General features: G+C 64.7%; 23 protein-coding genes. 9 read left to right on the plus strand and 14 right to left on the minus strand.

The window, feature by feature from the left end; genetic code table 11:
• Positions 1 to 36: 36 nt before the first annotated feature.
• Both I6F31_RS16135 and I6F31_RS16140 read right to left on the minus strand, forming a co-directional pair.
• On the minus strand, positions 37 to 975 hold the full coding sequence (locus tag I6F31_RS16135; protein WP_036035942.1) for an SMP-30/gluconolactonase/LRE family protein: 939 nt from the start codon (positions 973 to 975) through the stop codon (positions 37 to 39).
• A complete protein-coding gene (locus I6F31_RS16140) occupies positions 932 to 3,019 on the minus strand; it encodes a PQQ-dependent sugar dehydrogenase (RefSeq protein ID WP_225185711.1) in 2,088 nt (695 codons plus the stop codon). Before I6F31_RS16140 ends, I6F31_RS16135 begins: the two co-directional genes overlap by 44 nt.
• A gap of 200 nt (positions 3,020 to 3,219) precedes the next feature.
• Here I6F31_RS16140 and I6F31_RS16145 point away from each other — a divergent pair, with 200 nt between their 5' ends.
• Together I6F31_RS16145 and I6F31_RS16150 are read left to right on the plus strand one after the other, a co-directional pair.
• The gene (locus I6F31_RS16145; RefSeq protein ID WP_036011788.1) at positions 3,220 to 3,453 is read left to right on the plus strand and encodes a hypothetical protein; all 234 of its coding nucleotides are present in this window, start codon (positions 3,220 to 3,222) and stop codon (positions 3,451 to 3,453) included.
• A gap of 9 nt (positions 3,454 to 3,462) precedes the next feature.
• The gene (locus I6F31_RS16150; RefSeq protein WP_172788150.1) at positions 3,463 to 3,639 is read left to right on the plus strand and encodes a hypothetical protein; all 177 of its coding nucleotides are present in this window, start codon (positions 3,463 to 3,465) and stop codon (positions 3,637 to 3,639) included.
• Between the two features lie 140 nt (positions 3,640 to 3,779).
• Here the strand turns inward: I6F31_RS16150 and I6F31_RS16155 are convergent, their stop codons facing one another.
• Positions 3,780 to 4,553, minus strand: coding sequence for an enoyl-CoA hydratase-related protein (locus tag I6F31_RS16155; RefSeq protein WP_109145186.1), 774 nt, complete (start codon positions 4,551 to 4,553; stop codon positions 3,780 to 3,782).
• A gap of 122 nt (positions 4,554 to 4,675) precedes the next feature.
• Between I6F31_RS16155 and I6F31_RS16160 the strand changes: the two genes are divergently transcribed.
• Positions 4,676 to 6,265, plus strand: coding sequence for a gamma-glutamyltransferase (locus tag I6F31_RS16160; protein WP_225147769.1), 1,590 nt, complete (start codon positions 4,676 to 4,678; stop codon positions 6,263 to 6,265).
• A gap of 147 nt (positions 6,266 to 6,412) precedes the next feature.
• Positions 6,413 to 6,631, plus strand: a complete 219-nt coding sequence (locus I6F31_RS16165) for a hypothetical protein (protein WP_225147770.1) — start codon at positions 6,413 to 6,415, stop codon at positions 6,629 to 6,631.
• A 51-nt stretch (positions 6,632 to 6,682) separates the two neighbouring features.
• Here I6F31_RS16165 and I6F31_RS16170 read toward each other — a convergent pair whose 3' ends face one another.
• The 4 genes from I6F31_RS16170 to I6F31_RS16185 are packed head-to-tail and all read right to left on the minus strand — an operon-like array spanning position 6,683 to position 10,146.
• Positions 6,683 to 7,966, minus strand: a complete 1,284-nt coding sequence (locus I6F31_RS16170; protein ID WP_225147771.1) for an FAD-binding oxidoreductase — start codon at positions 7,964 to 7,966, stop codon at positions 6,683 to 6,685.
• Between the two features lie 11 nt (positions 7,967 to 7,977).
• Complete coding sequence (locus tag I6F31_RS16175; RefSeq protein ID WP_036011798.1) at positions 7,978 to 8,709, minus strand: amino acid ABC transporter ATP-binding protein; 732 nt, start codon at positions 8,707 to 8,709, stop codon at positions 7,978 to 7,980.
• Positions 8,706 to 9,359, minus strand: coding sequence for an amino acid ABC transporter permease (locus I6F31_RS16180; RefSeq protein ID WP_024341720.1), 654 nt, complete (start codon positions 9,357 to 9,359; stop codon positions 8,706 to 8,708). Before I6F31_RS16180 ends, I6F31_RS16175 begins: the two co-directional genes overlap by 4 nt.
• A gap of 28 nt (positions 9,360 to 9,387) precedes the next feature.
• A complete protein-coding gene (locus I6F31_RS16185) occupies positions 9,388 to 10,146 on the minus strand; it encodes an ABC transporter substrate-binding protein (protein WP_225134774.1) in 759 nt (252 codons plus the stop codon).
• A 178-nt stretch (positions 10,147 to 10,324) separates the two neighbouring features.
• Here I6F31_RS16185 and I6F31_RS16190 point away from each other — a divergent pair, with 178 nt between their 5' ends.
• Positions 10,325 to 10,981: an XRE family transcriptional regulator gene (locus tag I6F31_RS16190; protein ID WP_036026786.1), complete on the plus strand. Its 657-nt coding sequence runs from the start codon at positions 10,325 to 10,327 to the stop codon at positions 10,979 to 10,981.
• A gap of 131 nt (positions 10,982 to 11,112) precedes the next feature.
• Here I6F31_RS16190 and I6F31_RS16195 read toward each other — a convergent pair whose 3' ends face one another.
• A complete protein-coding gene (locus tag I6F31_RS16195) occupies positions 11,113 to 12,378 on the minus strand; it encodes a D-amino acid dehydrogenase (protein ID WP_225185712.1) in 1,266 nt (421 codons plus the stop codon).
• A 66-nt stretch (positions 12,379 to 12,444) separates the two neighbouring features.
• Positions 12,445 to 13,773, minus strand: coding sequence for an aspartate aminotransferase family protein (locus tag I6F31_RS16200; RefSeq protein ID WP_225144672.1), 1,329 nt, complete (start codon positions 13,771 to 13,773; stop codon positions 12,445 to 12,447).
• A 161-nt stretch (positions 13,774 to 13,934) separates the two neighbouring features.
• On the opposite strand from I6F31_RS16200, the gene I6F31_RS16205 reads away from it, so the two are divergent.
• Entirely contained in the window at positions 13,935 to 14,483 is a 549-nt protein-coding gene (locus I6F31_RS16205; protein WP_018646206.1) for a cupin domain-containing protein, read from the plus strand.
• A 177-nt stretch (positions 14,484 to 14,660) separates the two neighbouring features.
• Here the strand turns inward: I6F31_RS16205 and I6F31_RS16210 are convergent, their stop codons facing one another.
• The 3 genes from I6F31_RS16210 to I6F31_RS16220 are packed head-to-tail and all read right to left on the minus strand — an operon-like array spanning position 14,661 to position 18,458.
• Entirely contained in the window at positions 14,661 to 16,916 is a 2,256-nt protein-coding gene (locus tag I6F31_RS16210; RefSeq protein ID WP_225185713.1) for a xanthine dehydrogenase family protein molybdopterin-binding subunit, read from the minus strand.
• A complete protein-coding gene (locus tag I6F31_RS16215; RefSeq protein ID WP_225185714.1) occupies positions 16,909 to 17,964 on the minus strand; it encodes a xanthine dehydrogenase family protein subunit M in 1,056 nt (351 codons plus the stop codon). The genes I6F31_RS16210 and I6F31_RS16215 overlap by 8 nt, the downstream gene beginning before the upstream one ends.
• Positions 17,961 to 18,458 carry a (2Fe-2S)-binding protein gene (locus I6F31_RS16220; protein ID WP_225134779.1) on the minus strand — a complete coding sequence of 166 codons (498 nt, stop codon included), beginning with the start codon at positions 18,456 to 18,458 and terminating at the stop codon, positions 17,961 to 17,963. Before I6F31_RS16220 ends, I6F31_RS16215 begins: the two co-directional genes overlap by 4 nt.
• A gap of 240 nt (positions 18,459 to 18,698) precedes the next feature.
• Here I6F31_RS16220 and I6F31_RS16225 point away from each other — a divergent pair, with 240 nt between their 5' ends.
• A complete protein-coding gene (locus I6F31_RS16225; protein ID WP_225134780.1) occupies positions 18,699 to 19,337 on the plus strand; it encodes a TetR/AcrR family transcriptional regulator in 639 nt (212 codons plus the stop codon).
• 396 nt (positions 19,338 to 19,733) lie between these two features.
• Positions 19,734 to 20,222, plus strand: a complete 489-nt coding sequence (locus tag I6F31_RS16230) for a hypothetical protein (RefSeq protein WP_225185715.1) — start codon at positions 19,734 to 19,736, stop codon at positions 20,220 to 20,222.
• Positions 20,223 to 20,301: 79 nt separating this feature from the next.
• Here the strand turns inward: I6F31_RS16230 and I6F31_RS16235 are convergent, their stop codons facing one another.
• On the minus strand, positions 20,302 to 20,580 hold the full coding sequence (locus I6F31_RS16235; RefSeq protein ID WP_225134782.1) for a hypothetical protein: 279 nt from the start codon (positions 20,578 to 20,580) through the stop codon (positions 20,302 to 20,304).
• A gap of 300 nt (positions 20,581 to 20,880) precedes the next feature.
• Between I6F31_RS16235 and I6F31_RS16240 the strand changes: the two genes are divergently transcribed.
• On the plus strand, positions 20,881 to 22,503 hold the full coding sequence (locus tag I6F31_RS16240; protein WP_225134783.1) for an alpha-amylase family protein: 1,623 nt from the start codon (positions 20,881 to 20,883) through the stop codon (positions 22,501 to 22,503).
• A 148-nt stretch (positions 22,504 to 22,651) separates the two neighbouring features.
• Here I6F31_RS16240 and I6F31_RS16245 read toward each other — a convergent pair whose 3' ends face one another.
• Complete coding sequence (locus I6F31_RS16245) at positions 22,652 to 23,029, minus strand: PRC-barrel domain-containing protein (RefSeq protein ID WP_081493686.1); 378 nt, start codon at positions 23,027 to 23,029, stop codon at positions 22,652 to 22,654.
• Positions 23,030 to 23,121: the final 92 nt, after the last annotated feature.

Consider the following 23,121-nt stretch of genomic DNA (forward strand, 5'->3'; position numbering starts at 1 on the left):
CGCTGCCCTGCGCGGAAAGCAGAGCGCTTGCGAAGCTCAGCAACGCCCACGCTGGAGGCAGTGCTCGCGGCCCTGCTGGTCGGTGCGGAAGGACTCGATGAAGCCACCCTGGCGCTGGGTGACGAAGACGGTCTTGCCGTCGCTGCCGCCGAAGGCAATGTTGGTCGGCTCCTTGGCCTTCAGCGGGATCTCGCGCTCGACAGCGCCGGTCGGCTTCATCAGCGCGATCGTGCCCTTGAGAATGCGCGCGACGTAGAGGCGCCCGGCAACGTCGGTGCGCAGGCCGTCGATGGTGTCGGGCTGAAACGCCTTGACGAGTTTTGCAGCCGTCAGCTCGTTGCCGCTGATCGCATAGGACCAGATCTGGCCGCTGCTGGATTCGCCGACATAGAGCGTCTTGCCGTCAGGGCTGAGGTCGATGCCGTTGGTGGTGCCCATGGCGCGCGGCGTCGACATCACCTGCCCCCGCACCGTACCGTCCGCTCCCCTGGCGATGCGCCAGATGTGGCCTTCGCGCCCCTTCCAGTTCGGATCGCTCGCATAGATCGTGCCGTCCGGCGCGATCGTGATGTCGTTGGGCTGGCTCATCTCGCCGGAGTGAAACCACACCGCGGGCTTGGTCGCACCCTTGGGGATGGCGAAGATGTTGTGCTTCTTGTAGTCGGCGATGAACATGGTGCCGCTGCGATCGAAACGGATCGCGTTGCCGACGCTGCCTTCGGGGAGCGTCGTGAACAGCTCCGAGGCGGCGCCACCAGCGGGCAATTTGCCGATGGTGCCGGGCTTGCCGAGATTGACGACGAACAGATTGCCGTCGAGATCGGCGGCCGGCCCTTCGATGCCGAAGGTGTATTCGCTGGCGGGCGTCACCTGTGCGCTTTCGAACAGTTTTGTTTCGGCAGCGGCCGGCAGCGTCGTGACCAGCAGGATGCTACTGCACAGGCACCAGAAGTTCCTGCCGGATGTAATAGCCATCGCCGTCGGTGCACTCGCCGTTCAGATAGGGATCGGCTGGCCGGAAGAATCGGCTAAAGCCGGGTCTGTCTACAGCGCTCCTTTGTGTCACGACGACGACGTTTCCAGCCGGTATTTCGCCGCATTCCTTGTTGGCCTTGCTGAAAAACTTCCGCTGCGGCGGGCCTGGCTTGATCCGCATCCGCGTGCCCGGCACCATTTTGGCGACGAACAGGTCCGCGGTATCGAGCAGGCGCGTGTAACCAGGCTCGGTCTTGGGCAGGCTCTCGCCGCCCGGCGGCATCAGCTTCTCGGCGCCTAGGCCGCGCAGGCGCGTCCGCAGCCTGCCGGCGTCGGGATCGCCAGGGTAGATCCAGCCGTCCTGCGCCAGCATGAAGTGCAGCACCGCCCTGTCCTTCTCCGCATCCGATTGCCCCGCGCTCAGGCCGAAATCCGAATGGCAGCCGACGCAATGCTTCTCGACGAGGCCCTTGCGCAAGGTGGTGAGGCGAACGCCGTTCTGCGCATCCCTGGCCACGAAAGCTGCGAGCTGGTCGATCATCGCCTGGCTGCGCGTATCGCAGGGGAGAGGCGCAGGCGCTTCGCCAGCAGCGCGATCGATGCGGATCACGGTCTTGTTCTTGTCCTCGACCAGCCAGATCGCGCCGTCCTCCGTCACCGTCATGCCGACCGGCGCACCTTGCGGCCGCGCACCGTTGACGCGGTGCCAGCCGGCGATCAGCTCTTCGAACGGCGCGGCGGCGACCTCGCCGGCATCGGTCCGGAAACTGCGGGTCGGCTCGGCCGCGCAACTGACGTGATAGCGCACCGGTGCCGCGCTGGGCTTTGGAAAGCCGTGATCGTCGACGTCATAGACCAGCAGCCGGCTGCCGGTCGGCCGATAGCCGTGCAAGCCGACCAGCAGCTTGCCTTCCAGCTCCGGGAATTTGGCGCCGTGGTAGTAGAGCATCGCGAGCGGCGCGCCGTGCGGCGGCAGCAGCGAGAGCGGCGCCTTGTAAAGCACATTGGCCGAGCAGAACGACTTGTATGCGCCCGATTGCAGCACGAGCCGGAATTCGGGGCTCGGCGTCGACAAATCGTAGCAATAGGGCCAGCCGTAGTGCCTGCCCTGCTCGATCGCGTTGATCTCCTCGTTCGGCTTGAAGATGTCGGGCAGGTCGCGGGCGTTCTCGCCTTGCAGGAAGGCGTAGCCAGCGTCCGGAAACTTCGGGTGCAGCACCAGCGCCATCGAGTTGCGCAGGCCGCGCGCATAGACAATGTGCGGCGGGTCGGGATCGCCGGGTTTCAATGCCGGGAAGACGCCGCTTGAGGGCGGCGTGAACAGCCAGATCGAGGCCAGCGCAGACGCGCCCTCGGCCGCCGCACAGGGTTTTGTGATCGGCGCAGGCGTGATGCAATCGTCGCTGTGCGAGCCGACATTGACGAACAGCCGGCCGTTCCGGTCGAACACGAACTGCTTGAACGGGTGCGCGCTCTCATCGGTCCTCGTGCCATCCGGCAGCGTGATCCGGCGGCCGGGCATGTGACGGATGATGGTCTCGACCGTGCTGCGTGGATTGTCCGCGAGCGGGTCGAACCGGAAGATCGTCTCCGCGGTCGAGGCATAAAGCTTTTTGTCCGGGCCGATGACGAGAGCGAACGGATATTCTATCCCCGTCAGCAGCTCCTTGAAGCGTTGCCCCTGCGGGGCACGCGGATCGAGCAGCAGCAGCCGCCCGTCGGTGTGGCCCCAGCCGCCCATATCGGCGACCACCAAAAGGTCGCGGCCGGGCACCTGGACGATCGAGCGCGGAAATTTGAGGCGGTCCCCCTCGCTGGCGACGAGGCCGGCGCAATATCCCGCCTTCATGTCGATCTGGATCCTGGGAAAGGCGAGATCGCCGCTGCCGCAGGCTTCCGTGCCGATCGCGTAGCCGCTCTTTCTGACCGGCTCGGACGAAGCCGGGGCGAAGCCGAGCAGCGCGGCGGCGAAGCCCGCTGCAAGAACGACCGCTGCAGGCAAGCGCAGATTTGGCCGTTCGCGATCGAATGTGAACTGGTTCACGGTGAGCCCCGCCTTCCCGCGGGCGTTGTTCCATGCCGCCGCAACGCCGTCCAGTCATCACCCGCCTGTGATTAAACCTGTAACGACCTTGGGCCCGACCAATATCCGTAAATTCCCTTACCGGGCTCGACCCGAATGTTTCGCGAATGCTTGGGGTGGTATCGGTTTGCCGTCCCGATCGCTTTCTACAGGAGGCGCCTATGGTCCAGGTCTATTTTCACTGCTCCAACACCGAGGGCACGCTGATCGACCGCTACGGCGCCGCAGTCGCCAATCTGACCGAGGCGCGCGACCGCGCCGCTCAGATCATGAACTCGATGATCCAGACCCCCGGCGCCGAAGACTGGCGCGACTGGGTGATCCACGTCAGCGGCTCCGACGGCGAGGATCTGTTCGACCTCCCCTTCACCGCCATGCTCGGCAAGCCGCATTGAGGTGATGCCATGTTGCTCGCTTCATTGAGCCTGCTGCGCCAGCCCCTCAGCTTCGTCGCCACCAGATGGCAGACGCTGATCCGCGTCGCAGCCAATCCCTACCGCCCCGAGCTGCACTACATGCGCGGACCCGGCCCGAAATGGCGCGCCAAGTACCAGGCCAGCCGGCTGGATCGCATGCGCTGAGCGCGCGGCCATAGAAATCGCACTAATCGTCGTCATGGCCGGGCTTGACCCGGCCATTCCACGTTTTGGGGGCTCGGATAGGAAGACGTGGATGCCCGGGACAGCCCGGGCATGACGGTTGGATGAGAAGCATGCCCACCTCACCTCCCGGTAAACTTCGCCTTGCGCTTCTCCACGAACGCATTGCGGCCTTCCATGGCGTCCGCGCTCTTGCGGATCGTGGCCTGAAGCTCGATCTCGCGGCGGAACTGCGCTTCATAGGTCGCATGCTCGCTCTCCTCGACCAGAGCGCGGGTTGCGACCAAAGCGCGCGTCGGTCCTTCGGCGAGGCGGCGCGCCAAACCTAACGCCTCATCCATCAACTTGGCGTCGTCGACGACCTGCCGGACCAGGCCGATCTCCTGGGCGCGTTCCGCCGTCAGCGGCTCATTGAGCAGCATCAGCTCGAGCGCGCGCTGCCGGCCGATCAGCCGCGGCAAGAGCCAGGTCGAGCCGAGATCGGGCACCAGCGCGATGCGGCTGAACACCTGGATGAAGCTCGCCGACCGCGCCGCGACGATGATGTCGCCGGCCATTGCGAGACTGAAGCCGCCGCCGGCCGCGACGCCATTGACGGCAACGACAACAGGCACTCGGCATTCGCGCAAGGCCTTGAAGGCCGGCCAGTAGAAGCGCATCACGCCGGCCGCGATGTCCTCGCCGAGCGCCTCTGAGGCTTTCAAATTCTGTCCTGAGCAAAATCCCCGCCCGGCGCCCGTGAGCACCAGCGCGCGGATGGCCTCGTCCCCCGTCATTTCGCCGACGGCTAGGGCAAGTGCGCCGAGCAGGTCTGGCGTCATCGCGTTGAGGCTGGCCGGCTCGTCGAGCGTCAGGATCCCGACCGCGCCATCCCGCGCCTGTTTCACACCAGCCATGCCGCGCCTCCCTTTCGATGTTCTCGTTGGCGGCAATGTGCCATTGTCCGCGCGCTTCGCCAATCGCAGAGCTTTCAACCTCAGTGCACGACGCAACTGAATCCAGAGATCAAGACGACACCATGCCTCACCAGTTCAGCCTCAACCAGACCGTCCGCAAGCCCGCCGTCACCTCCAAGGGCGGCATCGTCGCCTCGCAATCGCGGCGGGCGGCCGAAGCCGGGGCGCAGGTGCTGGCCGCGGGCGGCGATTGCGTCGACGCGATCGTTGCGACCACGTTTGCCCTCAACGTGCTGGAGCCCTGGAACAGCGGCATCGGCGGCGGCGGTGCGATGGTGCTCTACCGCGCCAAGGAAAATCGCTATGAGGTGATCGACTACGGCATGTGCGCGCCGCAAAGCCTGCGCACGGCCGATTATCCGCTCAGCGGCGAAGGCGCGTCGTCCGACCTGTTTCCCTGGCCAAGGGTGAAGGACGATCGCAACATCCACGGCCCCGGCTCGATCGCCGTACCCGGTGTCGTCGCCGGAATGGAAGAGGCGCACCGCCGCTACGCCAAGATGCCGTGGAAGGATCTGGTCACGCCGGCAGCTCGGCTTGCCGGCGAAGGCCTGCTGGTCGATTGGTGGACGACGGTGACGATCGCGGGCTCGGCCGCCGATCTCAGGCGATACCCCGCGAGCGCGGCCGCATATCTGAAGGACGGCCTGCCCCCAACCGCGCCCTGGGGCATCAAATTCGAGACGCGGCTGCCGCAGGACGCCCTGAAGGCGACGCTGACACATCTCGCCGACGCGGGCGCGCGCGATTTCTATCAGGGCGATCTCGCCAGGAGCATTGCTTCCGACATCAAGGCCGACGGCGGCTCGCTGTCGGTGGAGGATCTCGCCGCATTCCGCGCCCATCTGCGCGCGCCGCTGGCGATCCCCTATCGCCAAGGCAGGGTGTTCGCGACCCCGGAGCTCACCGCGGGGCCGACAATGGCTCATGCGCTGCGGCTGTTGCAGCAGAGCCTGACGCCGGCAGGCGCGCCGGATGCCGGCGCCTATGTCGAATATGCGCTCGCCCTGCAGGCCGCCTTCCGCGAACGGCTCAAGGATATGGGCGATGCCGACGGCAAGCGCTCGCTCGGCGCCGAATATCTGGCGCCGGCCTGCACTACGCATTTCTCGGTGGTCGATCGTCACGGCAACATCGCGGCGGTGACGCAGACGCTACTGTCGTCCTTTGGCTCGCGCTACGTGACACCGCACACCGGCATCACCATGAACAACGGCATCATGTGGTTCGACCCGACAGCCGGCACCACCAACTCGCTTGCACCCGGCAAGCGCTGCCTCTGCAACTACACGCCCGTCATCGCCGAGACCAAGGACGGCAAGCGCCTCGCAATCGGCGCCTCCGGCGGTCGCCGCATCCTGCCGTCGGTGATGCAGCTCGTGTCCTTCGCGATGGATTATGGGATGGACCTCGACGGCGCCATCCACCAGCCGCGCATCGACGCCAGCGAAGGCGCGGTGGTGATCGGCGATGCGCGTCTGCCGGCGGAGGTGCGCGAGGCGCTGGCCGCGCGCTTCGACTATGAAGAGAGCCGGGTGCAGGCGCTGCCGCAGAAGTTCGCCTGCCCGAGCGTCGTGATGCGCGAGGGCGAGGTCAATTCCGGCGCGGTCGAGATTTTCCAGCCCTGGGCCGATGCGGTGGCGGAGGCTTGACTCCGCTCGACATGCCAGCGCGCGTTGAGCTCCGGCGCGATTACGCATCCAGGCGAGCGTCACGACTCCTCCACATTCGCAGGGAACTTACCCACCCACCGTTCGTTCACTGAACGGACAAATGCGCTCGCCCCACTGGAGGACATCATGAAGAAACTTGCGCTCGCCGCCTCGCTGATCATTGCGGCCGGCTTCACATTTACGAGCGCCGCGCTGGCGAAGGGTGGGCACGGACATGGACATGGTCATGGCCACAAGATGGGCCATCATCACCATGGCAAGTCGTTCGGCTGGTACCACGGTCGCAAGGTCGGCTGGCGCGGTCACGCGTGCCCGCCCGGACTTTGGAAGCAGGGTCGCTGCTGAGTCGAGCTAGGATCCGAGCAAGGCGTCGCTCCTCACCGAGCGGCGCCTTTTTCATATGCCGAGTCGATCGCGCACACGGCCCGCCATCACCGCAGTCGTCACGCCCACCGGCCAGAACGCGTGCATCGGGATCGGCTTGATGCCCGTGATGGGCATGTCGATCTCGGCCTTGGCGCCGCCGATGAGGCGGCGGGCGAGTTGCGCACCCATGGCGGTCGCAAGCGCAACGCCGCGGCCGTTGCAGCCGAGCGAGATCAGGATGTTCTCCGCGGGCTCGTGCACATGCGGATAATGGTCCGCAGTGATGGCGAGCCGGCTGTTCCAGCCGTGGGTCCAGGCAACGCCCTTGAGCTGCGGCCAGAGTCGCTCCGCATAACGCATGAGATAGGCGACGTCATGCGGCGACCTGATCCAGCGCATCGGGCCGCGCCCGCCCATCAACAGACGGTTCTGCTGATCGATGCGATAGTAGACCGTGATATGGCCGCTCTCGTAGAGCACCGGACGCGTCGGCATGATCGAACGGGCGACTGCGTCGGAAAGCGGCGCGGTGGCGGCGATCGAGGAAAACACCGGCACGATGGTGCGGCGGAGCGCCGGCCAGAGATCGTCGGTGAAGCCGTTGGTGGCGAGCAGGACTTTATCCGCATGAACCACTGCGCGCGGCGTCTCGATGCGCCAGCGCGTGCCGTCGCGGCGCAGGGACAATGCCGGCGTCTCGCCATGAACCTTCGCGCCCGCCGACATCGCGGCGCGGGCAAGACCACGGGCGTAGCTCAGGGGATGCAGATCGCCGCCGCGTGCATCCAACATCGCGCCGATGTAGCGGTCGGTGCCCGTCATCTCGCGCAACTGCTCGCGGTTCAGATAATTCACCGGCATGCCGCGGCGGATGCATTGCTGCGCGGTCTTCTCGATCGCGGCGGCGCTGCTCTCGTTGTAAGCCGCGCGCAAGGTGCCGTTCTGCCGCGCCTCGCACGGGATCTGGTAGCGGCGGATCAAATCGTGCGTGAAGTTGGTCGTGCCATAGGCGAACGCGATCATGCGGCGGCCGAGTTGGGTGCCGAAATCGGCTTCGATCTGATCCGGATCGTGCTTCAGGCCGGGATTGGTGTGGCCGCCATTGTTGCCGGACGCGCCCCAGCCCGGCTCCTGCGCCTCCAGCACCAAGGCCTCGACACCCTGCTCCGCCAGATGCAGCGCGGTGGAAAGGCCGGTGTAGCCGCCGCCAACGATCGCGACCGAGACGCTCTTGTCGACATCGAGCGGCGGCGTGGCAACCGGCGCCACGGCGGTGTCGGCATAGAGCGAGGGCGGCAGAGGCAGGCGCGTCATGTCGAAACCGGTCAGAGCGGATGCAGCACGCGGCGCAAGAAGTCCTGCGTCCGCGCGTGCTGCGGTTGATTGAGCACCGATTTCGCCGGGCCCTGCTCGACAATGACGCCGCCATCGATGAACAGAACACGATCGGCGACGTCGCGCGCAAAGCCCATCTCGTGGGTGACGACGACCATGGTCATGCCGTCGTCGGCGAGCTTGCGCATGACGCCGAGGACGTCGCCGACCAGCTCGGGGTCGAGCGCCGAGGTCGGCTCGTCGAACAGGATCGCCTTGGGCTGCATGGCGAGCGCCCGCGCGATGGCGACGCGCTGCTGCTGCCCGCCGGAGAGCTGCGGCGGATGCGCATCAGCCTTTTCCGCAAGCCCAACCTGAGCGAGCAGCGCGCGGCCGCGCTCGAGCACCTGGGCGCGCGGCTCCTTCTTCACGAAGAGCGGCCCCTCGATCACGTTCTCCAGCGCTGTCCGATGCGGGAACAGGTTGAAGCGCTGGAACACCATCGAGACCTGGGTGCGGATGTTCACGATCGAGGGCGCGTCGCGATCGACCCTCAAGCCCTCGACGCTGATCTCGCCGCGGTCGTAGCTTTCGAGGCCGTTGATACAGCGCAGGATGGTCGACTTGCCGGAGCCGGAGGGGCCGATGATGCAGACCACCTCACCCTTCTCGACGCTCGCCGTGATGCCCTTGAGCACCTCGACCTTGCCAAAGCTCTTGTGGACGTCGCTCAGCTCGATCATCGCTTGCCGGCCCGCTTCTCGAAGTGACGGACCAAGAGGATCAGCGGAATGCTCATGGTGAGGTACATCAGGGCGACCAGCGTGAACACGCTGGTGTTCTTGAACGTCGAGGACGCGATCAGCTTGCCCTGCAGCGCGAGCTCGGCGACCGTGATGGTCGAGGCTTGCGAGGAATCCTTCAGCATCATGATCATGACGTTGCCGTAGGGCGGCAGCACGATGCGCACGGCCTGCGGCAGCACCACGCGGCGCATGGTGAGCCACCAGCCCATGCCGATCGACTGCGCCGCCTCGATCTGCCCCTTGTCGATCGCCTCGATGCCGGCGCGGAAGTTTTCGGCCTGGTAGGCCGAATAGGCGATGCCGAGCCCGAGGATCGCGGCCTGCAACGCGCTGAGCGTAACGCCGAGATCGGGCATCACGAAGTAGAGGTAGAACAACAGCACGATGATCGGGATGCCGCGGATCACGTTGATCAGGCTGGCGCTGAGCATCGACAGCGCTTTGATGCCGGAGACCCGCATCATCGCCCAGACCAGGCCGAGCACCGTCGACAGCAACAGCGAGCCGATCGTGACGATGATCGTCAGCGCGACGCCGTTCAGCAGGATCGGGAAGAACTCGACGGCGTCGCGCCAGAAGCCTTTCATCGGGCAGCCTTCGATCAGCTTCTATCGATCAACCTTGTGCTTTCAGGCCCCATTTATCGAGGATCTTGTCGATGGTGCCGTTGGCTTTCAGCTTCGCCAGCGAAGCGTTGATCTTGCCGAGCAGTGCGCTCTCGCCCTTGCGCACGCCGATGCCGACCGAGCCGACCGTGACCGGCTTGTAGCCGTCGACCAGGCGCACCTCGGGGAAGCCGCCCTGCTTCAGATTGTAGGCGAGGATCGGATAGTCGGCGTAGCCGGCCTTGAGGCGGCCGGTGTTCACGTCGCGCAGGATGTCCGGGATGGTGTCGTAAGCCTTCACGTCGGAAAACAGGCCGGTCTTCTTCAGCGCGTCGACGAAGGCGGTGCCGACTTGCGCCCCCACCGTCTGGCCCTTCAGATCCTCCTGCGTGGCGTAAGCCTTGGTGTCGGTCTTCGGCACCACGAGGCCCTCGCCGTAGCTGTAGATCGGGTCGGAGAAGTCGATGACCTCCTTGCGCGGCGGCGTGATGAACATCGCTGCCGCAATGATGTCGATCTTGCTCGAAGTCAGCGAGGGGATCAGCGCCGAGAACGCCATCGGCTCGATCTGCACGTTGAAGCCCGCATCCTTGCCGACCTCGGTGATGAGATCGACCATGATGCCCTGGATGGTGTTGGTCTTGGTGTCGAGGAAGGTGAAGGGAATGCCCGTCGGCGTCGAGCCGACCTTCAGCACCTGTTGCGCCGCTGCCGGCACCGCTGTGGCAATGGCGAGCGCCGCAACTGCGGCCTGAACAAAACGCTTCATCGCATCCCCCTTTTGGGCCTGGTCGGCGGCGGCGCGCGCATGTCGCGATCGAACGTTGCGGGCCGGCCCGTTTCGGCTTATTTTCACCAATATGAAAATTTGGTCACACTTTCGCGGGTGATGCAAGCGGTTTTCATGCACATGAAGAAAGCGGTTTGACGTGAGCGGTGGCAAAAGAATGCGCAAACCGGCCGCCGCAAAGCCGGCCAGGAACAGGCCGGCCAAGGTGAAAGCCAAAGCCGCTGCCAAGCCGGCCGAGCCGGCGATGGACGTCGCGGTCGGCCGCCGCATCCGGGATCTCAGGCGAGTCAGGCAGTTCTCGCTGGAGACGGTCGCCGCGCGCACGGAGCTGTCGATCGGCTTCCTCAGCCAGATCGAGCGCGGGCTGTCGTCGCCGTCGCTGCGGGTGCTGGCGACGCTCGCCGACGTGCTCGGCGTCGGCATCGCCGCGCTGTTCGGCGCGAGCCCGAGCGCCGACGGCGCATCGGATCAGGTGGTAACGCGCGGGCTGCAGCGGCCGGAATTGAAACTGTGGCGCACCGGCGTGTCGAAGCAATTGCTGAGCCCCGCGAGCAGCGACAACAAGCTCAATCTGTTTCTGGTGCATCTGGAGGCGGGCGGCTCCACCGGCGATGAGCTCTACACCCACGACGGCGAAGAGGCCGGGCTCGTGCTCGAAGGCGAGATGATGCTGACGGTGGACAGTAAGACGTGGTCGCTGAAGACGGGCGACAGTTTTCGCTTCGCGAGCCGCAGGCCGCACCGGTTTTCCAATCCGGCGCAGGATGCGAAGGCCGTGGTGCTGTGGGTGAATTGCGTCACGGGGGCGGGGTAGCTCTGTTATCAGACCGCGAACGCAACTCCATCGCCGTCATTGCGAGCGTAGCGAAGCAATCCAGACTGTCTCCGCGGAGGGATACTGGATTGCTTCGTCGCAAGGGCTCCTCGCAAGACGCGGATAGAACCTTAGCCAAACCGGTGCTTGTACCGCTCCACCGACAACGCGCTGACGTCGATGTCCGGCTTCTTGCCCGACAGCATGTCGGCGAGCACGCGGCCCGAGCCGCAGGACATGGTCCAGCCCAGCGTGCCGTGGCCGGTGTTGAGGTGGAGATTGGCGTAATGCGTCCGGCCGATCACGGGCGGGCCGTCCGGCGTCATCGGGCGCAGGCCGCTCCAGAACGTCGCCTTGGACAGGTCGCCGCCGCGCGGGAACAGGTCGGTCAGCGAATGATCGAGCGTGGCGCGGCGTGCGTCGTAAAGCTTGTCCGAATAGCCGGAGATTTCGGCGGTGCCGCCGACGCGGATGCGATTGCCGAGGCGGGTGATCGCGACCTTGTAGCTCTCGTCCATCACGGTCGATTCCGGCGCGCCTGCGGCGTCCTTGATCGGCACGGTGATCGAGTAGCCCTTCACCGGATAGACCGGCAGCGAGATACCGAGCGGCGCCAGGAGCCGCGACGACCAGCTGCCGAGCGCGAGCACGTAAGCGTCCGCCTGCAACAGGCCGGCGCTCGTGGCGACACCGCTGACGCGGGCACCCTCGGTGACGATGCGATCGATGCCTGTGTTGAACAGGAAGCGCACGCCGAGCGCCCCGGCATGCTTGGCCAGCGCCTGCGTGAACATGTGGCAGTCGCCGGTCTCGTCCTGCGGCAGGCGCAGCCCGCCGACGAACTTCTCCTTCACACCGCCGAGCGCCGGCTCGGCGGCGATGCAGCCCTCGCGGCTCAGCACCTCGAAGGGAACGCCATATTGCTTGAGCACGGCGATGTCTTCGGCCGTGCCGTCGAGCTGGGCCTGGTAGCGAAACAGCTGCAGCGTGCCCTGCGAGCGCTCGTCATACTGGATGCCGATGTCGCGGCGCAGATCACGCAAGGCATCGCGGCTGTATTCCGCGATCGGAATCATCCGGCTCTTGTTGACCGCGTAGCGCGCGCTGGTGCAGTTGCGCAGCATCTTGAGCAGCCAGACCCACATGACCGGATCGAGCTTCGGCCGGATCACCAGCGGGCCGTGCTTCATCAACAGCCACTTGATCGCCTTGACCGGCACGCCGGGGCCGGCCCAGGGCGAGGAATAGCCGGGCGACACCTCGCCGGCATTGGCGAAGGAGGTCTCCAGTGCCGGCTCCGGCCGGCGGTCGACGACCGTCACCTCATGGCCGGCACGCGCGAGGTAGTAGGCAGAGGTGACACCGATGACACCGCTGCCGAGGATCAGAACTTTCACGCTTCGTCAAACTCCCGCGGCGCTCGCCGCTGCAAGGACACAACTCGCTAGCGGCGAGAGCAATTATCAGGCCACCTTCTTGATGGCGTCGCCGAGGATCGAGATCATCTGGTCGATGTGGCTCTTCTCGACGATGAGCGGGGGCGACATCGCGACGGAATCGCCACCGGTGCGAAGATAGAGGCCGTTGTTGAAGCATTCGACCAGCATGTCGTAGCCGCGCGCGCCGACCACGCCGCCACGCGGTGCGAGTTCGACCGCGCCCATCAGGCCGCAATTGCGGATGTCGACGACGTTCGGCAGACCTTTGAGCGAATGCAGCGCATCGCGCCAGTATTCGGCGAGCGAGGCGCCGCGCGTGAGCAGGCCTTCGTCCTTGTAGATGTCGAGCGTCGCGATGCCCGCGGCGCAGGCGACCGGATGCGCCGAATAGGTGTAGCCGTGGAACAGCTCGATCTGGTTCTCCGGGCCGGTCATCATGCCGTCGTGCACCTTGCGGCTCGCGAACACGGCGCCGCAGGGCACGGTGCCGTTGGTGATGCCCTTGGCCGTGGTCATCAGGTCCGGCGTGACGCCAAAGAAATTGGCGGCGAACGGCGTGCCGAGGCGGCCGAAGCCGGTGATGACCTCGTCGAAGATCAGGAGGATGCCGTGCTTGTCGCAGATCTCGCGCAGGCGCTGCAGATATCCCTTCGGCGGCGGCAACACCGCGGTCGAGCCCGGCACCGGCTCGACGATGACGGCGGCGATCGTTTCCGCGCCGTGCAGGGCGACCAGACGCTCGAGATCGTCGGCGAGCTCGGCGCCGTGCTCGGGCAGGTCCTTGGCGAAGGCGTTGCGGGTGAGATCATGGGTGTGGCGGATATGGTCGACGCCTGGCAGCAGGGTGGTGAAGGCGCGGCGGTTGGCGACCATGCCGCCGACCGAGGTGCCGCCGAAGCCAACGCCGTGATAGCCGCGCTCGCGACCGATCAGGCGGGTGCGGCTGGCCTGGCCGTTGGCGCGGTGATAGGCCAGCGCGATCTTCAGCGCGGTGTCGACCGACTCGGAGCCGGAATTGGTGAAGAAGACGCGGTCGAGGCCCTTTGGGGCGATCTCGGCGAGACGCTCGGCGAAGTCGAAGGCCAGCGGATGGCCCATCTGGAACGACGGCGCGAAGTCCAGCGTCATCAGCTGGCGCTCGACGGCGGCGGCGATCTGCTTGCGGCCGTGGCCGGCATTGACGCACCAGAGCCCGGCGGAGCCGTCGATCACCTGGCGGCCATCGACGCTGGTGTAGTACATGCCCTCGGCCGAGGAGAACAGGCGCGGCGACTTCTTGAACTGCCGATTGGCCGTGAACGGCATCCAGTACGAATCGGTCTTGATGGTGTTCGGAATCTGATGAAGGGTCACGGCCGCGCTCCTGTGCTGACCCCATAGCTGAGCCATGGCTTGGATGGCGCAACAAGTCCTTTTCTGGTGACCTGCAAGCCATTGATTTAACTGGGGCTGCCGGTCCATATTTGCGCGATCCGCAACACCTGCAACACGGGACCCAGGGCAAGGACCAGAACATGAGCGTCGACATCGGTGGACGGCTGCGATTCATCCGGGCGCGCCACAAGCTGTCGCAGCGCGAGCTGGCCAAGCGCGCCGGCGTCACCAATTCGACGATCTCGCTGATCGAATCCAACCAGATGAACCCTTCGGTCGGCGCGCTCAAGCGCATCCTCGACGGCATCCCGATGGGGCTCGCGGAATTCTTCGCGCTGGAGCCGGAGTCCAGGCGCAAGATCTTCTACCGCGCCGAGGAGCTCACCGAAGTCGGCAAGAAGCCGATCTCATACCGGCAGGTCGGCGACAATCTGTTCGGCCGCAGCCTGCAGATCCTGAAGGAGCGCTACGAGCCCGGCAGCGACACCGGGCGCGTGCATCTCGTCCATGACGGCGAGGAAGGCGGCATCGTGATTTCGGGCAAGCTCGAGGTCACCGTCGAGGACGAGCGCCGCATCCTCAATCCCGGCGATGCCTATTATTTCGAGAGCCGCCGCCCGCATCGCTTCCGCTGCGTCGGCGGCAAACCGTGCGAGGTGATCTCGGCCTGCACGCCGCCGACGTTCTGACGGTCCCTCCGCAATCGTACGGAGGCGAGGATCTAGCGGATATTGAGCCACCGCAATTTCCGCGAACCGCAGCTTGATATGTTGGGAGCCGTAGCCGAGCAGCCTCGCGCAAAGGTGCTGAGGTTATGGCCCGGACTCCTAGGCACTCCGGGGCCGCCTGTTTCGGAAGAGCTAGAGCTACGTCAGCAGTTCCTCGATCCGGATCGGAAAGTTGCGGACGCGCACGCCGGTGGCGTGCCAGACCGCGTTGGCGACCGCGCCGGCGCTGCCGGTGATGCCGATCTCGCCGACACCCTTGATGCCGAGCGCATTCACGTGCGGATCGTGCTCCTCGACGGTGATGACGTCGAGCGGCGGCACGTCGGCGTTCACGGGGATGTGGTACTCGCCGAGATTGGCATTCATGATCCGCCCGCTGCGGCGGTCTGTGATCGCCGCCTCGTGCAGCGCGAAGGACATGCCCCAGATCATGCCGCCGAACAGCTGGCTCTGCACCATGCGCGGATTGATGATGCGGCCGGCGGCGAAGGCGCCGATCATGCGACTGACGCGGACCTGGCCGAGCTCGGGATCGACCTTCACCTCGGCGAACACCGCGCCGTGGGCGTGCATCGCATATTGCTCCATCGCCGCAGGGTTCGGCGCGCCGGTGCCGCGCGCCTCCACTTCGGCAACGCCCGCGCGCGCCAGAATCCCGGCATAGCTCTCGCTGCGGCTCTCATCGTCGCGGCGGATCAGCCTGCCGTCGCGCGCGATCACGCCGGCATTGCCGGCGCCGAACAGCGGCGAGCGCTCGTCGCTTGTGGCGAGATCGGCGAGCTTTCCGATCACGGCGGCACCGGCGCTGTGGATCGCAGCGCCTGCGGTTGCCGTGTGCGCCGAGCCGCCGGCGATGCCGGCATCGGGCAGGTCGGACGTGCCGGACCTGAAGTCGAGGCGGTCGATGTCGAGACCGACGGAATCGGCCGCGATCTGCGCCAGCGCCGTCCAGGCGCCCTGCCCCATGTCATGCGCGCCGATCTCCATCACGCCGGAGCCGTCGCGGCGGATCGCCGCGCGCGCCTCGGCCTGGAACATCAGCGCCGGGAAGGTCGCCGTACCCATGCCCCAGCCGACCAGAAGGCCGGCATCGTCGCGCATCTGCCGCGGCTGCAGCGGACGCTTGGCCCAGCCGAAGCGCGAGGCGCCCTGCTCGTAGCAGGCGCGCAGCGCCTTGGAGGAGAACGGCCGCCCCGTCATCGGCTCGACCTCGGCGTAGTTCTTCAGGCGGAAAGCGAGCGGATCCATGCCGCAGGCCCAGGCCATCTCGTCGATCGCGCTCTCGAGCGCGATCGAGCCGGTCGCCTCGCCCGGCGCGCGCATGAACAGCGGCGTGCCGGTGTTGACGCGCACGGCATCGTGCGAAGTGCGGATCGCGGGCGCCGCGTAGAGCGTGTGCGAGGCATCGGCGGCAGGCTCGTAGAAATCGTCGAAGGTGCTCGACACGGTTCGCGCATGATGATCGAGCGCAGTCAGGCGGCCCTCGCCATCGGCGCCGAGGCGCAGGCGTTGGCGCGTCGGCGCCCGGTGGCCGACCGGGCCATACATCTGCTCGCGGCGGAGCACCAGCTTGACTGGCCTGCCGACCAGCTTCGCCGCCATCACGCCGAGGATCTGCGGCCCGGTCAGGAAGCCCTTCGAGCCGAAGCCGCCGCCGAGGAACGGGCTGCGGATGTGAATCTTCTCCGGCGCGAGGCCAAACAGCTCGGCGACGCGGCCGCGAGCCATCACCATGGCCTGGCTCGGCGTGTCCAAGAAGAGCTTGTCACCCTCCCAGCGCGCCACGATCGCGTGCGGCTCCATGGCATTGTGATATTGCGGCGGCGTCTCGTAGATCGCGTCGATCTGCTTCTCGGCCGCGGCGAGGCCCGCCTCGACATCGCCGCGATGGCTTTCCGTGGGATTGCCGACGCCGACGACCGGCGGCACGAAGCTTTCGCCGGCATCGAGGCCGACCAGCGCAGGCTGCACCTCGTAACGTGGGGCCAGCAGCGCGGCGCCTTCCGTCGCGGCCTCCAGCGTCTCGGCGATCACGACCGCAATCGCCTGATTGGCGTAGCGGACCTCATTGCTCTGCAACACCTCCATCCGGAATACGAACGGATTGGTCTTGAGGTCGGGGTCGATCGCGAGCGCTGGCTTGTGATCGGGCGTCATGACGTCGACGACGCCGGGATGGCGTTTTGCGGCAGCGACATCGAGCGAGACCACACGGCCCCGCGCAATGCTCGAGACGGCCATCACGGCAAACAGCATGCCGGGCGGATGATTGTCCGCAGCATAGCTCGCCTGCCCCGTCACCTTGAGGATGCCGTCGCGGCGGGTCAGCGGCTGGCCGATATTCGAGCCGTGCCTGAGATGTGCGGGCGCACTGGTCAAATTGAGCTCAGACATGGACGGCTCCGGAGGTCGAGGCGAAGGGAGAGGCCGGCAGCGCGGGGATACGCGCAGGCGTCCCGGCGGCGGCCAAGGTCAGCGCGCGCACGACGATGCGGCGCGCGAGTTCGATCTTGAAGGCGTTGTCGCCGGACGGTTTTGCGCCCTCGAGCGCACGCCGGGCCGCCTCCTGGAACGCGTCCGCCGTCGGCGCAACGCCCTTGAGGACGTCTTCCGCTGCGCGAGCGCGCCAAGGCTTCGCGGCGACGCCGCCGAGCGCGAGCCGCGCCTGTGCGATTCTGCCGTTCTCGATCCGCAGCGCGGCCGCGGCCGAGACGACAGCAAAGGCGTAGGAGGTACGCTCGCGCACCTTGAGGTAACGCGCATGCGCGGCAAAGCCGCGTGCGGCAGGCGGCAGGCGCACGGCGACGATGAGATCGCCGGGCTCAAGCACGGTCTCGCGCTCGGGCGCATCGCCCGGCAGGCGGTGCAGTTCGTCGAGCGCGACCTCGCGCCGGCCGCCCCTGCCCTCGATCTCGACGATGGCATCAAGCGCGACCAGCGGCACGCAGAAGTCGGAAGGGTGCGTGGCGATACAGCTCTCGCTCCAGCCGAGCACGGCATGGCCGCGGTTCTCGCCGTGAAGTGCGTCGCAGCCGGAGCCAGGTGCGCGCTTGTTGCAGCGACTGGCGGTGTCGTAGAAATACGCGCAGCGCGTCCGTTGCAGGAGATTGCCGCCGATTGTCGCGGCATTGCGCAATTGCGCCGACGCTCCGGACAGCAGTGCTTCGGCCACCGCGGGATATGATCTCGCGAATTCAGCGTCATGCGCGAGATCTGCGTTGCTCACCAGCGCGCCGATGCGCAAAGACCCGTCCGCGAGAGTCTCGATCTGATCGAGCCCATCGAGACGCGTGACATCGACCAGCCGGTCCGGACGGCTGATGCCACCCTTCATCAGGTCGAGCAGGTTGGTGCCGGCTGCAAGAAACACCGCGCCGGGCTGGGCCGCCGCCGCAACCGCTTCAGTGACGGTGGCCGGCCTGACATAATCGAACGGTTTCATGCGGAACGCCTCTGATTGGTCTCGTCCATCTGTCCTTGCGCGTCCAGCACGGCATCGACGATGCCGACGTAAGCGCCGCAGCGGCACAGATTGCCGCTCATGCATTCGCGGACGCGCTCGGGATCGTTGCCGGCCTGGCCTTCTCTGATCATGCCGATCGCGCTCATGATCTGGCCCGGCGTGCAGAAGCCGCATTGAAAGCCGTCATGTGCGATGAAGGCGGCCTGCACGGGATGGAGCTGGTCGCCGCGCGCGAGGCCTTCGATGGTGAGGATGTCGGCCCCGTCATGGCTGATAGCGAGCGCGAGGCAGGAATTGATGCGCTTGCCGTCGACCAGGACGGTGCAGGCGCCGCATTGGCCGCGGTCGCACCCCTTCTTGGTTCCGGTCAGATGAAGGCGCTCACGCAGGAGATCGAGCAGCGTGACGCGCGGATCGTCGAGGACGAAATCGCGCCGCGCACCGTTCACGGTGAGGCTGATGGAGTGGTTCATACAAGGCTCCGATCAGATTTGGACATGAGTCATCGCGCAGCGCGCCATCGCCGTGGCCGCCGTCGAATAGCGCCGGCCGAACACGATGCGGCCGACGCTCGATCGAAGATACGGAGGCAGCCTCCGCTTAACAAGGCCGGTGCGGAAAAATCTGGAATTCGTCAAAAGCCCGTGCGTCACCAACGCGATAAGGCGACCAATGGGTTCAATCTAACCAATTCGTGATCTACATTGCGCGCCATGGACGACCACACCGATCAGACCCGAAAGCCCCGCGCGGACGCCGTGCGCAATCGCGAGCGCGTGCTCGAAGCGGCGAAGCTGGTGTTCAGCGCCGGCGGTTCGGAGGCGAGCCTGGAAGCGGTGGCGAAGCGGGCCGGCGTCGGCATCGGCACGCTGTATCGGCATTTTCCGACGCGCGAGGCCTTGTTCGAGGCGGTGTACCGCCGCGAGGTCGAGCAGCTCAGCGAGCTGGCCGAGCAATTGAAGAATGCCAAGGATCCGGTCGAGGCGCTGCGGCGCTGGCTGCGATCAGGGGTCGAGTTTGTTGCGACCAAGAAGGGGATGATGGCAGCGCTCGCGCTCGCGGTGCAGAGCGGGTCGGAGCTGCATGCTTTCTCCTTCGAGCGTCTGACCAAGGCGATCGGCTCGCTGCTGGACCGCGCCATCGCAGCCGGCGAGATGCGCGCCGACATCAGCCCGGAGGATCTGCTGCGCGCCTTCTTCGGCATGTGCTACGTGCACGACCAGCCCGGCTGGCAAGAGACGGCGCTGCGCCTGCTCGACGTGTTCGTCGACGGCTTGCGCGTGCCGCCGCCCGGCAAGGCCAAGGCGCGCTCAGCCAAGACGACGAAGCCGGCGACGAAGCGGAAGCGCTAGGCGCGTGTACTCATAAAAGGAAAGTCGGGTCGTGCGGGCGGAGCGGAAATCTGCTGATCGGCCGGAGCATCGTGGCTTGTGACCCAAACATTCTGGCCAGAGCTAAATCGGACAGCTCCTCGTCACACACGCCAGCGGCAAAGTACCACACTCTAGAGTGTAAGGTTGTCCGCGCCGGTTAATACACGCTTAGCCCTATTCCAGTTTAGTTCGCTCGTTGCTGCTTGCGCCCCGAGGCCGTATGAGTCTGTGGTTTTTTTGAGCGACTGGTTCGCAGGTGTCCCAACCTTGGAGTGCTGTTGTTTTTTTACGTCAGCGTGCAAATGCGTGAGTGACGGTGTGCAACCTACTGTCCATCCGCTCCAATCCATGTTGGCGGACTTGTAAGAGTCGGATATGAAAATCAAACCTGCCATTGCAGCATTCGCAGTCCTCGGTGTCGCTGTTCTCGGTTATGCTTACGTGCGTAGCTATCCGCCGTTCACGTCTCAATTTGTGCAAACCTGCGAAAAGGCGATTCAAGAGCGGCTGACGGATCCCTCCACCTATCAACGGATCGACCTGGAAGACTCCAGAAGAACGATCACGTGGGACGAATTTTTCGCCGAGCCGGAACGGGCCGTACCCGAGTCAACCAGAAGATTCATGATGCAATCAGCACGCCACCAGCCGGTTCAGTATGAGGCGGTGATCGACTACCAAGCTCAGGATTCCGTCGGCGCCATCATGCGAGAAAGGGCATCATGTACATTCAACTCGCTCACTGGAAGCGATGCGCCGACTCGTACGTTTTGGGTGAAGATCGATGGCGAACGTAATCTGGAGTGGGCCGCCAGGCAGCCCAACGCCGCAACGCTCCACCGACGCTTGTTGAAAAATCTGTGATGCGGCGGGCCGGCTATTGGCCCGATCACCCCTTCGATCAAAACGCCAATGATGCGCAGGATGATTTCGGCCATCGGCACTAAACAGGGTAGTGCCATTTCAACGCGCGTCGCAGGAAAAGCAAAGCCACAATGATCGCGAGGGCGGCGAGCCAGAGCAAAGCTGGAACGGTCGACTGACTGTGTATGTTGGCAATGTACAACACGAGGGCCAACAGGACTGCAACCAAGGCGTTCGACACCCAATACAACGGTGAGCGCCTAATTCCCGTTGCTGCGAGTTCAGCAGCTCGTTCGCGTGCTTTTGCTGCGCGCCACCAACAAAAGCCGAAGAATGCAAGGCCAATGAGCCAGTCCATCCCAGCATGATCGCATGAAGAATGCCAAATGGTGTTATTCGGACGACTCAAATGCGAGGCATAGCGTCACTTTCGGGCCGGAGTGCCCCAGTATTTCTCCTTCGCCGAGGTCGAGTAACTCAGTCCTTGCGACCAACGAGCGTCGCGTCCACGAACGCTCGCAATGCCATCGGCAAAATTGGAACCTGCTAACGCGCATGCCGTCCCACACCTCGTTGCCACAAATTCCCGGAACGACAGCCGCCGCCGACGGTTACCTGCAAGCCCTTCGACCCCTCGCCCGGCAAAGGATGTCGACGCTTGCTCGATCTCTGGTACAAGAATGCCGTCATCTACAGCCTCAACGTGGCCACCTACAAGGATGGCAACGGGGACGGTATCGGCGATTTCAAGGGGCTGACCGAGCAGCTCGATCACATCGCTCAGCTTGGCGTAAATTGCCTGTGGTTGCTTCCATTTTATCCCAGTCCCGGACTGGACCACGGCTACGATGTCACCGACTACTATAATGTCGCACCGGCACTTGGAACGTTGGGCGACTTCGTCGAATTCAGTCACCAGGCCCGACTGCGCGGATTGCGGCTGATAGTCGACCTTCCCATCAATCACACTTCGGACAGGCACCCGTGGTTTCAGCAGGCTCGCGCCGACCCGTCGTCGCCTTTTCGGGAATATTACGTCTGGTCAACCAGCGAACCCGAAAACAGCACAGAGGGCGTTGTATTTCCCGGGTTTCAACTCAGTGTGTGGACTTACGACCTCTGCGCGCAATCGTGGTACTATCACCGATTTTACCAGCATCAGCCTGACCTCAACATATCCTGCGCGGCCGTCCGCGAAGAAATCTTCAGGATCTTTGGCTTCTGGCTTGAACTCGGTGTATCGGGATTCCGAATCGACGCTGCGCCGTTCGTCGTGGAGGAAATCCGTCCGGACCGCCCGGCGAAGCGCCGGTATGAGTTTTTCGCCGAGCTCCGCAATTTCCTGTCCTGGCGCAAGGGTGACGCGGTCTTGCTGGCCGAAGCAAATGTAGCTCCCGCGGAGCTTCAGCACTATTTCGGCGATGGATCGCGGATCCACATGCTGTTTGCGTTCCTGATGAACCAGCACTTGTTTCTTGCACTTGCACGCGAAAGTGCCGAACCGCTTCGGCGCTGCATGGCTGAGCTGCCCCGATTGCCGCAATTCGCACACTGGGCCCAATTTCTACGCAATCATGATGAGCTGGATCTCGGCCGGCTAACTCCCGAAGAGCGCGACGAAGTTTATGCTGCATTTGCTCCAACCCGCAAAATGCAGCTTTACGGACGGGGAATTCGGCGGCGGCTCGCCTGCATGTTCGGAAACGATCGTTGCCGGATCGAGCTGGCATTCAGCCTATTATTCAGTCTTCCTGGCACGCCGGTCATTTACTACGGCGACGAACTGGGAATGGGCGACGATCTGACGCTTCCTGAGCGATGGCCCGTCCGTACGTGCATGCAATGGACGGACGACGAAGCCGGCGGATTTTCCGCGCGGCCGGGACATCGTTTGCTCCATCATGTAATTCGCGAGGGTCCGTACGCGCCAGCTAAGGTGAATGCGACTGCCCAGCAGCGCGATCCGGACTCGCTGTTTAACTGGCTGCGGCGTCTGGTCGAAATGCGGCAGTCCTGCCCCGAGATCGGCTGGGGTGAATGCACCGTTCCCGAAAGCAACTGTCCGGCGGTGCTGATCCAGCATTTCGTTTGGGAAGGCAAATCCGTGCTCGTGCTGCACAACTTGTCACAAACCAGCTGCAGCACGGAGATCAGGGACGTTCCCAAGGGGCGCAAGCTGACCGATATATTCGGCAACCGAATTTACGATTCGAAGTCCAGCGCCGACGGCACTGCTATCGCGCTTGATGGATATGGCTATCGCTGGTTTCGCCTCGACTAAGCCAATGACCGCGATTCATGGCAGTCGCCGCGACATGGCGTGGCGACTGAGGCCATCGAGTACCAAGCCCTCAATCGGCCGGATCAAACCCGACAGCATCCAATGAGGGCCGGCTAATCAGATCAGCTGTCCTGACGCGCCGCTGGCGTTATAGGCCACCTCGCCCTTCCCAGTAGGTTGGCGTCCCATAATACCGATGGGTTCGCATTTCCCAGTCTCGATCTTCCCAGGAGTCATCGCTGAACTCAGGCGCATCCCTCAGTTGTTGCTCGGTGATATTGGTTCGGAAACCGTCAAGCGACGTGTCATATTTCAGAGCGCCCCAGGGAATCGGGTAGTGGCTGTGACCCAAGCCCACAAATCCACCAAAGCTCATGACCGCATAAGCCACGCGGCCTGACACCTTGTCGATGATGAGGTGATCAATCTCGCCGATATTCGTCCCATCTGCTCCATAGACCTCGGTTCCCTCAATGTCCTCGCTTGAGATGCAGTGATGATCCGGATGTGCTGTTGCACGGGCCATGACTTTGCTCCTTGGTAAGGTGGTTTTGCCGGCTTAACTCGGCCATCGCGGAGCCGTTCCTGCCTTAGGAGAACATGTCGCAGCTGCCTGCT

Source organism: Bradyrhizobium sp. NBAIM01 (genome assembly GCF_020194115.1).
Lineage (GTDB): Bacteria > Pseudomonadota > Alphaproteobacteria > Rhizobiales > Xanthobacteraceae > Bradyrhizobium > Bradyrhizobium yuanmingense.

Coding starts and splice junctions, on each gene's coding strand:
- I6F31_RS16135 (WP_036035942.1), bottom strand. CDS start 975: ATGGCTATTACATCCGGCAGGAACTTCTGGTGCCTGTGCAGTAGCATC.
- I6F31_RS16145 (WP_036011788.1), top strand. CDS start 3,220: ATGGTCCAGGTCTATTTTCACTGCTCCAACACCGAGGGCACGCTGATC.
- I6F31_RS16150 (WP_172788150.1), top strand. CDS start 3,463: ATGTTGCTCGCTTCATTGAGCCTGCTGCGCCAGCCCCTCAGCTTCGTC.
- I6F31_RS16155 (WP_109145186.1), bottom strand. CDS start 4,553: ATGGCTGGTGTGAAACAGGCGCGGGATGGCGCGGTCGGGATCCTGACG.
- I6F31_RS16160 (WP_225147769.1), top strand. CDS start 4,676: ATGCCTCACCAGTTCAGCCTCAACCAGACCGTCCGCAAGCCCGCCGTC.
- I6F31_RS16165 (WP_225147770.1), top strand. CDS start 6,413: ATGAAGAAACTTGCGCTCGCCGCCTCGCTGATCATTGCGGCCGGCTTC.
- I6F31_RS16170 (WP_225147771.1), bottom strand. CDS start 7,966: ATGACGCGCCTGCCTCTGCCGCCCTCGCTCTATGCCGACACCGCCGTG.
- I6F31_RS16175 (WP_036011798.1), bottom strand. CDS start 8,709: ATGATCGAGCTGAGCGACGTCCACAAGAGCTTTGGCAAGGTCGAGGTG.
- I6F31_RS16180 (WP_024341720.1), bottom strand. CDS start 9,359: ATGAAAGGCTTCTGGCGCGACGCCGTCGAGTTCTTCCCGATCCTGCTG.
- I6F31_RS16185 (WP_225134774.1), bottom strand. CDS start 10,146: ATGAAGCGTTTTGTTCAGGCCGCAGTTGCGGCGCTCGCCATTGCCACA.
- I6F31_RS16190 (WP_036026786.1), top strand. CDS start 10,325: ATGCGCAAACCGGCCGCCGCAAAGCCGGCCAGGAACAGGCCGGCCAAG.
- I6F31_RS16205 (WP_018646206.1), top strand. CDS start 13,935: ATGAGCGTCGACATCGGTGGACGGCTGCGATTCATCCGGGCGCGCCAC.
- I6F31_RS16210 (WP_225185713.1), bottom strand. CDS start 16,916: ATGTCTGAGCTCAATTTGACCAGTGCGCCCGCACATCTCAGGCACGGC.
- I6F31_RS16215 (WP_225185714.1), bottom strand. CDS start 17,964: ATGAAACCGTTCGATTATGTCAGGCCGGCCACCGTCACTGAAGCGGTT.
- I6F31_RS16220 (WP_225134779.1), bottom strand. CDS start 18,458: ATGAACCACTCCATCAGCCTCACCGTGAACGGTGCGCGGCGCGATTTC.
- I6F31_RS16225 (WP_225134780.1), top strand. CDS start 18,699: ATGGACGACCACACCGATCAGACCCGAAAGCCCCGCGCGGACGCCGTG.
- I6F31_RS16230 (WP_225185715.1), top strand. CDS start 19,734: ATGAAAATCAAACCTGCCATTGCAGCATTCGCAGTCCTCGGTGTCGCT.
- I6F31_RS16235 (WP_225134782.1), bottom strand. CDS start 20,580: ATGGACTGGCTCATTGGCCTTGCATTCTTCGGCTTTTGTTGGTGGCGC.
- I6F31_RS16245 (WP_081493686.1), bottom strand. CDS start 23,029: ATGGCCCGTGCAACAGCACATCCGGATCATCACTGCATCTCAAGCGAG.